The sequence below is a fragment of the Arthrobacter sp. P4_F11 genome (assembly GCF_056401395.1).
Genome location: NZ_JBFUJK010000004.1, coordinates 44341 through 57886, shown reverse-complemented (window position 1 = coordinate 57886; position 13546 = coordinate 44341). Strand labels below are relative to the sequence as shown.

Genomic DNA, 13546 nt, shown 5'->3' with positions numbered 1-13546 from the left:
GGGGTGTCTCCTTCAGTTGTGATCCTGTACCGCCGCCCGGCGCCGTCCTGGCGCCTGTCCGCCCGCTACCCCGCGGCCGGCTCCTTAATTCCGTGCATTATTGCCTGCATGTGCTGCAGTGCCAGCGGCACTGCAGAAACGCAGTTGGCTCCCGTGGCGTTGCCGGGGCCTGCGCTCAGGCCGGTCCGCCGAAACCGCCGGTGGAACCGAAGCCTCCCCCGCCGCGGACGGAGCCGTCGAGCTCCTCGACCGGGAGGAACCTGGCGTACTCCACGCGCTGAATGACCATTTGTGCAATTCTATCGCCGCGGCGGAGCTCGATCGCCTCGTCCCGGTCCGTATTGAGCAGTGTCACCGCGATTTCACCGCGGTAGCCGGCGTCCACGGTCCCCGGGGCGTTCACCACCGTGAGTCCGTGCTTGGTGGCGAGGCCGGACCTGGGGTGGATCAGCGCAACGAATCCATCCGGAAGCGCAATCGAGACGCCTGTCGGGACGAGGCGGCGCTCCCCCGGGGCGAGGACGACGTCCTCGCGGGCGCGGAGGTCAGCGCCCGCATCGCCCGGGTGCGCGTACGACGGCGGCTCGAGCCCGTCGTCGAGCATCTTCAGCTGTACCGTCAAGGTGGGCGTTCCGTAGGCTGCGTCGCTGGCCGTCGGTGCGGCACTGGCGACGGCGGTGTTTTCTTCAGTCACAGTCCCTCACTCTAACGCCCGCAAGGAACATCGTCCTAGCCGCCGCTGGCCTGCCCGGGCACGGCCCCCGCGGGTTGATCCAGGGCTGGAGCCGGGCGGGGCCGAGGTGAAATAGCCCGGGAAAGATGAAAAGCTGTGCTTATGCCCGAATCCAGCGCAGCCGCGCCTGCCCCGAAGAGCGCCCCGAGCGACTCCACTGCCCTTTACTCCGAGAAGCTTTGGCCGAACTTCTGGATCTGGCTGGTCGCGGCGGGGTTCTCCAGTGCCGGGATCCTCATGCTGGCGCCCATCAGCATCTGGGCCGGTATCACCGCAGCGATCGTGCTCTTCGTCATCATCACCGTGCTGCTGGTCCTGTCCACGCCGTCAATCACTGTCACGAGGACCACCCTGAAGGTGGGCAGGGCCACAATTGAACGCGGGTTCCTGGGCAAGGCCACGGCGTTCCGGGGCAAAGAAGCGACGGCGGAGCGGGGCACCCGGCTCAATGGGCTGGCGTTCCTGTGTATCCGTGGGTGGGTGGATCCGGTGGTCCGAATCGAGATCGAGGACCCCTCGGACCGCACCCCGTACTGGCTGGCGTCAAGCCGCCACCCGGAGCAACTGATCGCCGCGCTCAACGCTTAGTTCCCACCGCCTCCTGCACGGCTCTCCCCAACTCCCAGAGGGCACCTCACGTCGGCTCCTCCCCGGTCCTGACATGCGTGCCCGGGATCCGGGATGCGGGGTCCTGGTCAGGGCTGCCGCGTGCCTAGCCCTCGCAATCCTTGCAGTACTTGAGGCCGTCCTTTTCGCGGGCAATCTGCGAACGGTGGCGGACGAGGAAGCAGGAGGCACACGTGAATTCGTCAGCCTGGGCGGGCAGGACCCGGACCAGCAGTTCCTCCCCGGACAGGTCTGCGCCGGGAAGTTCGTAGCCTTCGGCGAGGTCGGACTCATCTTCATCCACCACGGCGGAAGGCTTCTCCGTACGCCGCGCCTTCAGAGCCTCAATCGAATCCTCGCTGAGGTCTTCTTCGGTCTTACGCGGCGCATCGTAATCAGTCGCCATTATTTGTTGCTCACACTCCGCATTCGTTCGATTGATTCGCCGTTCCGGGATGGCCCGCCGGGATGGTAACCCTGGGCTCCGGGAACGGTTCACCGTTGTAACGCCGGACATGCGGTTTTTGTGCCCGGTGTCGGGTCATTTTTGCTTAAGCGCCTCCCGAATGCCAGAGCCCACCGGTCCCCTCGCCCCGATCTCTCCCACAGACCAGCAAAAACCGGCGGAAAGTCGCGGAAAGTCGCGGAAAATCACGGCGCGCCTGCCGTCCTAACCCGAAATGCGTCCCGCTGGTGGCAGAGTTTCGATTGTTAGTAATGCCAGGGTGGAGGATTTGTATGCAGGATCTACGGCTTGTAGGCGTCCACGACGACGGAGAGCATCTCCTGTTGAGTGGCACCGGCGGCGAGATGTTCCAGCTGCCGATCGATGAAGCACTTCGGGTGGCAGCCAGCCGGACGTCGGCGAAGACCGCGTCCAGCGCGGCCGCACCCCCTATTGCCATGTCACCGCGCGACATCCAGACCAGGATTCGCAACGGGGCCACCGCCGCCGAAGTGGCGGAACTGTCCGGAATTCCGCTGGAGAAAGTCCAGCGCTACGAGGGCCCGGTCCTGGCCGAACGCGAGTACATCGCGCAGCAGGCCCGCAAGGTGGAGGTCGCCTCCCCCGCCCCGGGCCACGACGCCTACCGGTCGGTGTTCGGTGAAAACCCGGCGTCCCTCAGCGACATGGTCGAGCACCGGCTCAGGGCCCACGGTGTCGAGCCCTCAACCCTGGAGTGGGATTCCTGGCGACGTCCCGACGGCAGCTGGAACGTGGTGGCCCGCTTCGATCCCAAGCCCGACGGCCCGGCCGGAATCGGCGAGGAGCCGCCGGCCCTGTGGACCTTCCACCCCGCCCGGAAGACCCTGCAAAACGCCAACCGCTGGGCCCAGCAGCTGAGCGAACTTGAGCCGCTCGAAGGCCCAGTGCCGACCCGGCGCCTTACGGCCGTCTCCGACCGGCCCTTCGACTTTGAAACCGATGCCGAGGCCGCGGCCCGCACAGCGACCGGCCAGCACAGCATTATTCACCAGATGCTGCTCCAGCAGGACAGGATCCACCAGGAACAAGACGCCGACGGGCTGCTGGACATGCTGCGTTCCCGCCGCGGCCAGCGGATCGGCGTGGACGAGGACGCGGACGATGCCCTTGCCACGCTCCTGACCACCGGCGTCCCCGCGGCCCACCCCCGCCCGTCGGAGGTCCCGGAAGCAACCGGGATTCCGGCAGCTGTGGAGCCGGATGCCATCCCCGAATCCGCTGCGGAGGGCGATCCCGTCCCGGCCGAGACCGATCCGGCTCTCATCAACCCCGGTCTGCCGGACGTTCCTGCAGTGGAGGCCGCCGCGTCGGAAACCGACTCCTTCACGCGACGGCGCGACGGCAGGCCGTCGATGCTCTCGCGGCTGAGCCTCGCACCGCGCCTCCCGGAGGAGGACGATGCCCTGAAACTGCACGACGGCGTCAGCACGGAGACCCGGGAAGTCACCATCGCGGCCTCGCAACTGCGCCCGGCCCCTAAGAGCGGCCCGATGGCGAGCCCGGGCCTGGATGAATTGATCGGCGGCGGAACGTCCCGGCGGCAGCACCGCGAGTCCCACGCCGCTGCCCGGAGCGAGCCCGGAACGGACCAGCCCGAGCGCCAGCCGGCCAAGCCGAAGCGCTCCAGCGTTCCGAGCTGGGACGAAATCGTCTTCGGAACCCGCAACGACCAATAAGAACAGCCCGAATTTCGAGCAGGAATTTCCGTCCCAATATTTCAGGCTCAGTCCAATATTTCAGGCAGGGATTTCCGTCCCGAATTTCAGGCAGCGATTTCCGGCGTGGCCGTCAGCCGCGGGGTGCTTTTTTACCGTCGGCCTGGAAGTAGAGCAGCGGGACTTCCCGCTCGGCTTTCGTCAGGGAACCGTGCTGGCCCACGACCTCAACGGCAGTGGGCCGGACCCTGCGTGTATCGTAAAGCGCCAGCGCGTCCCGGGCCGCGATCATGACGTCGCCGATCCGCAAGGCAGCCTCGGCCCGCACGTCGCCGAACAGGCCGCCCGCGATCGCTTCCTCACGGGTGAAGGCCCATATTCTGTCCCCGAAACGGGACCGCCAGTTGGCCAGCAGGCGGCCGCGGGCGTCGTCGTCCGTTCCATCCTCGAGGTAGAGGTGGACCATGCGCGGCTCCCCAGCGGTGTGCCGCACGCCGGCGAGCAGCGCCGGCTCCGCCGAGTAGTCGATCCGCTGCGATTCGGGCACGTCCACCATTCCGTGGTCCGCCGTCAGCAGTACGGTGGTGCCGGCCGGCAGGGTGGCGTTGAGCCGGCGCACAGTGGCATCGAGCTCTTCCAGCTGGTGCTCCCACTGGGCTGACTGGCAGCCGTGGCGGTGCCCGGCCTTGTCGAGCTCATTGACATAGAAGTACATCAGCGAAGGACCGGCGCCGGCCATGGCCTCGGCGGCAGCTTCGGTCCGGGCGTGCGACGTGGTTCCGGTGAGGAAGCGGCCTCCGCGGAGCGCGGCCTCGGTCATGGCCGAGGTGCTGAACTGCGGCAGGCTGACCGTCGTGACATCGACGTGTTCCGCGGCCCGTTCGAAAACGGTGGGGAACGGCTGCCACGTCCGCGGGTCCACGCCGGCGTCCCAGTTGCCCAGCATGTTCACTACCCGGTCCTGATCCGGATCCAGGACGTCATAGCCCACCATGCCGTGCTGGCCCGCCGACAGTCCGGTGCCAAAGCTGGCGAGGGATGCCGCGGTGGTGGACGGGAACGCCGAGTCCAGCGACACGGGCACCTGGCCCTGGCCGGCCTGCTGGACCGCACGCAGGAACGGGGTGTGGGCGCTCTTCTGCTTCAACAGGTTCCGGCCCAGCCCGTCGGCCAGCACCACACACACGCGTTTGGCGGCCGGAAGGTTCAGTTTGTTCTCAAACCCCGGGACACCCAGGCTGGCGGCGGCGCTGGTGAGCACCTCGGCGATGGAACGGTGCCCGAACGCCGGGGCGGGCGGGAGCGGGGACGGACCGGCGCCGGCGGCCAGCGGGACGGCGGCGGCGGCGTCGGCGGCCAGGGAGGGAGCCAATACCGGGACTGGCAGCTGATCTTCGGCGGGCTCAGGCTGACGGAAATGGGCCATGTCAGCGCTGATGGCCGCGGCTGAGGCGGTTTCCGAACACGCCCATCCGCGGTCGGGGCGGCAGCCCGGGCCCGTTGTGCGGGACCGGCGCCGCGGAGCCGGTGTTCACTGCACGGAGGGCGCGGGCGAAGAGCTTGGCATCCTGTACGGCCTGCAGGCCGTCCGCTTCGGCGCTGATGCGCAGGACGATGTCTTCCTGGGCAATGGTGCCGCTGTAGCCGTGATCGGCCTCGCACTGAGGATCCCCGCAGCTGGCCGGACCCATGTCGAGGCGCTGGCCGCCGGACCATGCAATGGACAACGTCAGCTCGCGGACAGGGTCGGAAGGCTTGTAGTCCTGCGGCTGGGCGTAGACATAGCTCAAGACCACCGAGCGGATCTGAGTGACGGGAACGGACTCGGTGGACACCTGGGCGACGGTCTGCTCGCCGGCCTCGTCGAGCTGCTGGTCGTCGACATGGGTAATGACCAACATGTCGTCGGTCAACACCAGGACGGTGATGTGGCGGCGGACCTCGGCCCGGTCGAAGTGTGTCTCGAGATGTACGAGGTGGGCCACGCAATCACGGCCATCCAGGGCATCGGCGACGACGTCGGCCACGAGCCGGGGGTAAAAACCGGCCTGCTGGAGGGCCCCTTCCAGGCTCTGGCCCTGCGCACTGTGGTCATGGAGGCCGTGGTGGTGCGCGGTCTGGCGTGCGGGGGCGGTCGCCAGGGGCTTGGGTGCTGGAGGCTGGGAGCTCATAGTCTCCATTTTCACAGATCAGCTGGGGACTTGCTAACTGCAGGGCCCCGGACGCGGGCTGCAGCCCGGGAGGTTCGACCCTAACTGCGCATCGCCCGGCGCGCACTGTCGGTCCGCTGGGCGGCGTTCGCGATCCTGACATCGGCGGCCAGGATCGAGGCGCCATCGGGCCCGGCGAGGACGGGATTGAAATGCACCAGCGCGATCTCCGGGTGGTTGTCCTTCAGCCTGGTGAGGCGGGCTGCGAGGTCCTCGAGCGCCGCGACGTCGACGGCGGGCAGGCCCTGGTAGCCGAAAAGCTTCCGCGACGCCCGGGGCGCCCGGATGAAGTCGTGGACGTCGGAGCCGGAGAGCGGCGGCACGCGGTGGGCCCAGTCATCGAGCAGGTTCACGGCGTCTCCGGCCAGGCCGAAGGAGATCACCGGCCCCAGCAGCGGGTCTTCGATGGCGCGGAAAGTGCAGGCCTGCCCCACGGGCACCATGGTCTGCACTTCCAGGGACGGCGAGCCGTACCGCTCGAGCGATTTGCGCATCTCCAGCACGTTGCGCCGCAGCGAATCGGCGTCCTGGATGTCCAGCCGCACACCGCCGAGGTCCAGCCGGTGCCGCAGTGCCGGGTCCGTGGTCTTCAAGGCCACGGGCCAGCCGAGCTGCCCTGCCGCGGCCACGGCCTCCTCCGCCGTCTCGAACCCGACGGACGGGACCAGCCGGATGCCGTAGTGGCCCAGCAGCCGGGCGGCCGTGTCCTGGTCCAGCCGGACGAGCTGCTCGCCGCCCACATCGCGCAGAAGGACCTCCAGGTCCGCCCGGGCGGGCTCCGGGTGGCACCCTTCGGGTTCCACGAAGAGGCCCTGGTCCCGGTCCAGCCATTGGGCGTAGCGCACGACGGCGGCAAGGGCCGCCACCGCCGCACCCGGGTTGGAGTAGCACGGGACCGGCGGAGCGGGGGCGGGCTGGTGGGGCTGTTCAGGTTCGGCGCCGACCATGCCCTCCACATAGATGGAGGGATCAAGGATTCCGCTAAAGGCGGCAACCACCGGCTTGCCGGCCGCCGCGGAGCATTCGGCCAGCACACCGGCGATCTTTTCGACGGTGAGACCGTGCGCCGGCAGCAGCGCGACCACCGCGGCGTACACCGTGTCCGCGGTCAGGGTTTCCTGCAGGCTCCGCCGCAGGGCCGGCAGTGCCCGGGACATGCCCGCGTCGAGGTCGACGTCGGTCACGATCCGTTCCACGCCAAGCCCCTGGCGGGCGGCACTGTCCGCGACCACCTTGCCAAGGGCGCGCGAGTTGCTGAAGACGGCCATGCCGGGGCCCCCGGGCAGCGGCTGGCTCGAGACGATCTGGGCGACGTCCATGAGCTCTTCGATGGTCTCGACCCGGATCACCCCCGCCTGCCGCATCATGGCGTCCAGCGCTTCCGAGGGCGCCTGGGTGGTGCGGACGGCATGACCGGGCGGCAGGTTCAGGCCCATGGCGTCGGACTTGGCCACAATCACCGGTTTGGTGCGGGCAAGGCGGCGGGCCAGCCGGGAGAACTTGCGCGGGTTGCCGATCGATTCCAGGTACAGGCCCACCGCCGTGGTGTCGGCGTCGTCTTCCCAGTACTGCATCATGTCGTTGCCGGAGACGTCGGCCCGGTTGCCGGCCGAGAGGAAGGTAGAGATGCCAACCCGGCGCCGGCTGGAGGCCGCGTAGAGGGAGACGCCGATCGCGGCCGACTGGCTGAACAGCCCCAGGCCGCCGCGGCGGGCCAGGGCCGGTGCCATCGAGGCGTTGAGGGACACGGCCGGGTTGGTGTTGACGATGCCCAGGGACGCCGGGCCGATCACGCGCATGCCGTTTTCCCGGGCCTGCCGGACCAGTTCGCGCTGGCGCGCCAGGCCGCGTTCGCCGTCGTCCGCGTACCCAGCGGTGGCCACCACGATTCCCTTGACCCCGGCGGCCGCGCATTCCTGGACCACCTTGGGGACCTCGTCGTACGGGACCGCGATGATGGCGAGCGTGACCGGGCCGGGAACCTCGGAGAGCCGGGCGAAGGAGAGCATGCCGGCAAGTTCCAGGGCCTCCGGGTTGATCGCATAGACCGGGCCGCTGAAGCCGCCTTCGATGACGTGCTCGAGCAGCTGGTAGCCCACGGTGCCCCATTTGCGGCTGGCTCCGATCACGGCCACGGACGCCGGGGCGAGCAGTTCCTGGATGCTGCGGGCCTCGGCGCGGTGCTCGCGGGATTCCATCACGGCGCGGGATTTGTCGGTGGGGTCGATGTTGAACTCGAGGCTGACGACGCCGTCGTCGAAGTGGCGTTTGACGTCGTAGCCGGCGTCGGAGAAGACCATGAGCATCTTGCGGTTCTCCGGAAGCACCTCGGCGCTGAACTTGCGGATCCCGTTCTCGCGGGCCGCGGCGGCGAGGTGTTCGAGCAGGATCGAGCCGATGCCGCGGCCCTGGTGGGCGTCGGCGATGTTGAAGGCGACCTCGGCCTCGGCCGGGTCATCGAGCCGGTCGTAACGGCCGATGCCCAGGATTTCGCCGCCGATGGTGATCACCAGGGCCACCCGGTCCTTGTAGTCCACCTCGGTGAAGCGCTTGAGTTCCTTGCTGGAAAGCTTGGACTTGAAGGCGAAGAAGCGCATGTAGATGGACTTCTGGGACTGGCCCACGTGGAAGGCCTGGACCGCATCTGCATCGGAGGGGTGGATGGGGCGCACATGCGCCGTGCCGCCGTCGCGCAGGACAACATCGGCTTCCCAATATTCCGGATATACGCCGTCCGCCGGCTGATCCACCATAGGCTTAGCCTAGTCATAAACTTACGCAGTACCCGTTCAGCACCCCTCAGAAGGATCCACCAGCCTTATGGCACGCCGCCAAACCACGCCCCCGGCAGGGGAACCCAGCCAGGATTTCGTTGAGAACATCGTCGATATCGATGTCACGTCCGAGATGGAAGGCTCATTCCTCGAATACGCCTATTCGGTGATCTATTCGCGGGCCCTCCCCGACGCCCGCGACGGCCTGAAGCCCGTCCAGCGGCGGATCCTCTACATGATGTCCGACATGGGGCTGCGCCCGGACCGCGGCCACGTCAAGAGCGCCCGCGTGGTGGGCGAGGTCATGGGCAAGCTGCACCCGCACGGTGACGCCGCGATCTACGACGCCATGGTGCGCATGGCCCAGGACTTTTCCCTGCGGCTGCCGCTGATCGACGGACACGGCAACTTTGGCTCGCTCGACGACGGCCCGGCGGCGCCCCGCTACACGGAAGCCCGGCTGGCGGCCGCGGCCCTGACCCTCACTGACCACCTCGACGAGGACGTCGTCGATTTCGTTCCCAACTACGACAACCAGCTGACCCAGCCGGACGTGCTGCCGGCCGCGTTCCCCAACCTGCTGGTCAACGGCGCGACGGGCATCGCCGTCGGCATGGCCACCAATATGGCCCCGCACAACCTGGTGGAGGTCATCGCCGCGGCCCGGCACCTGATCGACAACCCGGACGCCACGCTCGAGGACATCATGAGGTTCGTCCCCGGCCCGGACCTGCCCACCGGCGGCCGGATCGTGGGCCTGGACGGCATCCGCGACGCCTATGCCACCGGCCGCGGCTCCTTCAAGACCCGGGCGAAGGTGGACATCGAGCAGCTCTCGGCCCGCCGCACCGGCCTGGTGGTCACGGAACTGCCGTACATGGTGGGCCCGGAAAAGGTGATCGAGAAGATCAAGGATGCCGTCAACGGCAAGAAGCTCACCGGCATCAGCGACGTCGTTGACCTCACCGACCGCAAGCACGGGCTGCGCCTGGTCATTGAGCTCAAGAACGGCTTCAACCCCACTGCCGTGCTCCAGCAGCTCTACCGCTACACCCCGATGGAGGACTCCTTCGGCATCAACAACGTGACGCTCGTCGACGGCCAGCCGCAGACCCTCGGGCTGCTCCAGCTGCTCTCGGTCTACGTGGACCACCGGATCAACGTGGTCCGGCGCCGCACCGCGTTCCGGCTGGGCAAGAAGAAGGACCGCCTGCACCTGGTCGAAGGCCTCCTGGTCGCGATCGTGGACATTGACGAGGTCATCCAGATCATCCGGTCCTCCGACGAGGTGGCCGAGGCCCGTACCCGGCTGATGTCCATCTACGATCTCTCCGAGATCCAGGCCAACTACATCCTGGAACTGCGGCTGCGGCAGCTGACCAAATATTCGCGGGTCGAGCTGGAGAAGGAGCAGGAGGAGCTCCGCCGGGAGATCGCGGAGCTTGAGGCGATCCTGGGCTCCCCCGTGCTCCTCCGTGCCCTGGTGTCCGACGAACTCGGCGAGATCGCGGAGAAGTACGGCACACCGCGCCGGACCGTCCTGCTGGAATCCGAGGCCGTCTCCCCCACCGTCGCCGCGGCACTGGGCGCAGCCGCCGGGGCCAAGGGCAAGGCCGCACCGCTGGCCCTTGAGATCGCGGACGATCCTTGCTGGGCCATCCTCACCGTGTCCGGACAGATTGCCCGCACCGCCAACCAGGACAGCCTGGCCGAGGCCGGACCGCGGACCCGGCATGACGTTTTCTCCTCCGTGGTCAAAACCACCGCCCGCGGCGAGATCGCCGCCGTGACCTCGCAGGGCCGCATGCTGCGCCTGCAGGTCATGGACATGCCTGTGCTGCCGCCAACCTCGGGTACCCCCAACATGGCCGGCGGGGTAGCGGCCAAGGATTTCATCACTCTGCTCAAGGGGGAATCACTGGTGGCCTTCGCACCGCTGGACCAGGTCCTGGCAATCGGAACCGCCCAGGGCGTGGTCAAGCGGGTGCAGCCGGACTATCCGCTGAACCGCGAAGACTGGGAAGCGATCGCGCTCAAAGACAAGGACACCGTGGTGGGCGTTGCCCCCGCCGGGTCCGACGACGACGACCTCGTCTTCATCACGCGGCAGGCCCAACTGCTGCGCTTCAGCGCCTCCGCCGTCCGCCCGCAGGGCCGGACCGCCGGCGGCATGGCCGGGATCAAGCTGGCCGCCGGGGACCGGGTGATGTTCTTCGGGACCGCCAGCCCCGCTGACGCCGCCGCCGTCGTCGTGACCATCGCGGGGACCGAAGGCGCGCTGCCGGGCACAGCCCCCGGGGCCGCGAAGGTCACCGCCCTGGCCGAGTACCCGGTCAAGGGCCGGGCGACTGCCGGGGTGCGGGCACACCGTTTCCTCAAGGGCGAGGACACGCTGCTGCTCGGCTGGGCTGGGCACGGTCCGGCCAAGGCGTCCTCCCTCGCAGGTGTGGCGCGCTCACTCCCCGGCGAGCATGGCCGCCGCGACGGCTCCGGCATTCCGCTGTCCCAGGCGATCGACGCCATTGGACCCAGCATGGCGTGGTCAGGGGACCCGGAAGCCGGCAACGACACGTAGGACCGCGGACGAACGAAACCCGGCCGGCGGCGCTGTCGCGCTCCGGCCGGGCTTCGTGATCCGGGATTGCCTCCGGCGATCTCAGTCCCGGAAGCCTTGCCCGCATCCTGTGGGCCGGCGCTAGGGCATGTGGTTGAGGCTCAGGATGTTGCCCTCCGTGTCCAGGAACCACGCCGCCGAGCTTCCGTCCGGAGTGGTGGCGATGCCGTCCTCCGTTTTTAGGCCCGGGAAGTCGTATTCTTCGAAGACGACTCCCTTGGCTCGGAGTTCCGCAACGGCACCCGGAAGGTCATCGACCACCCAGCCGATCTGCGTGTTCTTGGCCGTTCCGGCATTGGGCGTCTGGTACAGGAGGAACCCGGTACCGCCACCACACTTGTACTGCAGGTTGTCCTCGGCATCCGCGTTCTCGGGTTCGAGCCCGAGCTTATCGCGGTAGAAATCCCGTGCACGGGCGATGTCCGCTGCCGGTAGCACTGCGCCGACTTGCTTGTCCTTGAGCATGGCTATTCTCTTTCCAGGCCCGCCCCCCGGAAGGAATGATACTCCTCCACATCCCCCACGTACCTGAGAAACCGCGACGCTGATTTCCTTGGCCGGCGGGGGCGTTGGTGCGGAACGGCCCCGACACGGCGCCCTGATGTCCGCCGCTGGTTAGGCGAGGGAGAGGAAGAGCTTTTCGAGCTCCTTCCGGTCCATGGTGGTGTCTTCGCGGACGAGGCACTGCTCAAGTCCGCTGGCGATGATCGCGAATCCGGCCTTGTCCAGAGCCTTCGAGACGGCCGCCAACTGCGTGACGATGGCCCTGCAATCCCCGCCCTCCTGCAGCATGCGGGTCACAGCAGCGAGCTGACCCTGGGCGCGCTTGAGGCGGTTGACCACGGGGGTTAGTGCAGTCGGATCGAGTTGCATGAGGTCTCCAAAGGCGTAGGGGGCTTGCCATCACCATATACCCCACCGGGTATTTTGCATACCCCCATGGGTATCTGCCATACTCGGTGGGGTACTCACCCACGACCCCTTTCGAGAGGCCCCCATGATTTCGCCTTCCACCGCCATTGCCGCTCTCGCTCCGGAGACCTTGCGCAGCTGGGTCCCCGAGCATCAGGACCTCATGATCATTGACGTCCGCTCGGCCGCTGAGTTCGAGTCCGTGCACATCCGCGGGTCATACAACGTGCCGCTGCCGCTGCTGTCCGAACACACCGATGAGCTCGCCGCCCGTCTGGGTAGCCGCGTCGTCCTCGTTTGCCAGTCAGGGGCCCGCGCTGAACAGGCGCGGCAGCGCCTCGGCAGTTCCGGCATCAATACGGCCTACGTCCTGACCGGCGGCGTCTCCGGCTTCGCAGCGGCCGGGGGTGACGTGGTCAAGGGCAAGGAACGCTGGGACCTGGAGCGGCAGGTCCGTCTCGCCGCCGGGTCGCTGGTGGTCCTCGGCCTGGCTGGCGGCAAGTTCGTCTCCCCCAGGATCCGGACGCTTGCCGGCGTCATCGGCGCCGGCCTGACCTTTTCCGCGGCGACCAACACCTGCGCCATGGGCCGGGCCATCTCGGCCATGCCGTGGAACAAGTCCGCCACGGAGCCCACGCGCGAAACCGCCATCATGAACCTCCCGGTTGTTCCGGCTGAGCAGACTCCGGCAGCATGATCGCGGCCCTGTCTCTGGGGCTCGTCGTCGGCATCGTTCTCGGTGTGGTGGGTGGCGGCGGGTCGATCATCGCCGTTCCCGCCCTGGTCTACGGCGTGGGCATGAGCCCCGCGGAGGCCATTCCCACCTCCCTGCTCGTGGTGGGCATCTCGTCCCTGGCGGCACTGGTGCCCAGGCTCCGTGAAGGCATCAACTGGCCAGTGGTCCTGATTGTCGGTGCCGCTGGCATCCCTGCCGCTTGGGCCGGAACCGCCCTGGGCCGCCTGCTTGATCCGAACATCCTGATGCTCGCCTTCGCTGCCATCATGGTGATCGCGGGGATCCGGATGCTCGCGCGGACCAAGGAAACCGACGGTTCCTGCAGCATCGGGCCCACCAGGGCTTTCCGCACCTGCGCCCCAAAGGCCGTCGGGGTTGGCCTCCTGGTCGGGTTCCTCACAGGGCTGCTGGGTGTGGGCGGAGGGTTCCTGATCACCCCGGCTCTCACACTGTTCCTGGGGCTGCGCATGAAACAGGCAGTCGGTTCCTCCCTGGCCATCATTGTGATCAATTCGACGGCGGGCTTCGGGGCCCACGCCGCAGGTTTCACGATCGAGTGGCCCACGGTCCTGGGCTTCGCGGTCCCGGCCATCCTTGGATCCCTCTTTGCTGCCCGGCTTGCCCGCCGGCTGCAGGACAAGCACATCCGGGTCTCCTTCGCGATGCTCATCTTTGTCGTAGCGGCATGGGTCACAACGAGCACCGTCACCGCCTGACCCGCCAACCCCCAACCCTCCCGCTGGAGAAGCTCCGGCGGCACCCCTAACGCCGTACCGAAAACCTGGCACAGCCGGCACGCAGGATCAGATACCAAACTTC

12 protein-coding genes are annotated in these 13546 nt (G+C 67.9%); 5 read left to right on the top strand and 7 right to left on the bottom strand.

What is annotated here, in order from left to right:
* Positions 1–175: 175 nt before the first annotated feature.
* On the bottom strand, positions 176–694 hold the full coding sequence (gene dut / locus AC1DRO_RS06180; protein ID WP_230010969.1) for a dUTP diphosphatase: 519 nt from the start codon (positions 692–694) through the stop codon (positions 176–178).
* Between the two features lie 141 nt (positions 695–835).
* On the opposite strand from dut, the gene AC1DRO_RS06175 reads away from it, so the two are divergent.
* Complete coding sequence (locus AC1DRO_RS06175) at positions 836–1321, top strand: DUF3093 domain-containing protein (RefSeq protein WP_476950191.1); 486 nt, start codon at positions 836–838, stop codon at positions 1319–1321.
* A gap of 124 nt (positions 1322–1445) precedes the next feature.
* Here the strand turns inward: AC1DRO_RS06175 and AC1DRO_RS06170 are convergent, their stop codons facing one another.
* Positions 1446–1745 carry a DUF4193 domain-containing protein gene (locus AC1DRO_RS06170; RefSeq protein ID WP_018772415.1) on the bottom strand — a complete coding sequence of 100 codons (300 nt, stop codon included), beginning with the start codon at positions 1743–1745 and terminating at the stop codon, positions 1446–1448.
* A gap of 332 nt (positions 1746–2077) precedes the next feature.
* Between AC1DRO_RS06170 and sepH the strand changes: the two genes are divergently transcribed.
* On the top strand, positions 2078–3502 hold the full coding sequence (gene sepH / locus AC1DRO_RS06165) for a septation protein SepH (RefSeq protein WP_476950190.1): 1425 nt from the start codon (positions 2078–2080) through the stop codon (positions 3500–3502).
* Positions 3503–3614: 112 nt separating this feature from the next.
* On the opposite strand, the gene AC1DRO_RS06160 is transcribed toward sepH, so the two are convergent.
* The 3 genes from AC1DRO_RS06160 to AC1DRO_RS06150 all read right to left on the bottom strand — a co-directional run bounded on the left by AC1DRO_RS06160 (position 3615) and on the right by AC1DRO_RS06150 (position 8444).
* Positions 3615–4841, bottom strand: coding sequence for an alkaline phosphatase family protein (locus tag AC1DRO_RS06160; RefSeq protein WP_476950324.1), 1227 nt, complete (start codon positions 4839–4841; stop codon positions 3615–3617).
* 67 nt (positions 4842–4908) lie between these two features.
* Entirely contained in the window at positions 4909–5652 is a 744-nt protein-coding gene (locus AC1DRO_RS06155) for a DUF5998 family protein (protein WP_476950189.1), read from the bottom strand.
* A gap of 80 nt (positions 5653–5732) precedes the next feature.
* A complete protein-coding gene (locus AC1DRO_RS06150) occupies positions 5733–8444 on the bottom strand; it encodes a bifunctional acetate--CoA ligase family protein/GNAT family N-acetyltransferase (protein WP_476950188.1) in 2712 nt (903 codons plus the stop codon).
* A 67-nt stretch (positions 8445–8511) separates the two neighbouring features.
* On the opposite strand from AC1DRO_RS06150, the gene AC1DRO_RS06145 reads away from it, so the two are divergent.
* On the top strand, positions 8512–11040 hold the full coding sequence (locus AC1DRO_RS06145) for a DNA gyrase/topoisomerase IV subunit A (protein ID WP_476950187.1): 2529 nt from the start codon (positions 8512–8514) through the stop codon (positions 11038–11040).
* Positions 11041–11160: 120 nt separating this feature from the next.
* Here AC1DRO_RS06145 and AC1DRO_RS06140 read toward each other — a convergent pair whose 3' ends face one another.
* Both AC1DRO_RS06140 and AC1DRO_RS06135 read right to left on the bottom strand, forming a co-directional pair.
* Positions 11161–11544 carry a VOC family protein gene (locus tag AC1DRO_RS06140; protein ID WP_223917085.1) on the bottom strand — a complete coding sequence of 128 codons (384 nt, stop codon included), beginning with the start codon at positions 11542–11544 and terminating at the stop codon, positions 11161–11163.
* Positions 11545–11694: 150 nt separating this feature from the next.
* On the bottom strand, positions 11695–11952 hold the full coding sequence (locus AC1DRO_RS06135; RefSeq protein ID WP_476950186.1) for a metal-sensitive transcriptional regulator: 258 nt from the start codon (positions 11950–11952) through the stop codon (positions 11695–11697).
* Between the two features lie 124 nt (positions 11953–12076).
* On the opposite strand from AC1DRO_RS06135, the gene AC1DRO_RS06130 reads away from it, so the two are divergent.
* Both AC1DRO_RS06130 and AC1DRO_RS06125 read left to right on the top strand, forming a co-directional pair.
* Positions 12077–12688 (top strand): rhodanese-like domain-containing protein, encoded by a 612-nt coding sequence (locus tag AC1DRO_RS06130; RefSeq protein ID WP_476950185.1) that lies wholly within the window; start codon positions 12077–12079, stop codon positions 12686–12688.
* Positions 12685–13443: a sulfite exporter TauE/SafE family protein gene (locus AC1DRO_RS06125; protein WP_459384422.1), complete on the top strand. Its 759-nt coding sequence runs from the start codon at positions 12685–12687 to the stop codon at positions 13441–13443. The genes AC1DRO_RS06130 and AC1DRO_RS06125 overlap by 4 nt, the downstream gene beginning before the upstream one ends.
* The last annotated feature ends 103 nt before the right edge of the window (positions 13444–13546 follow it).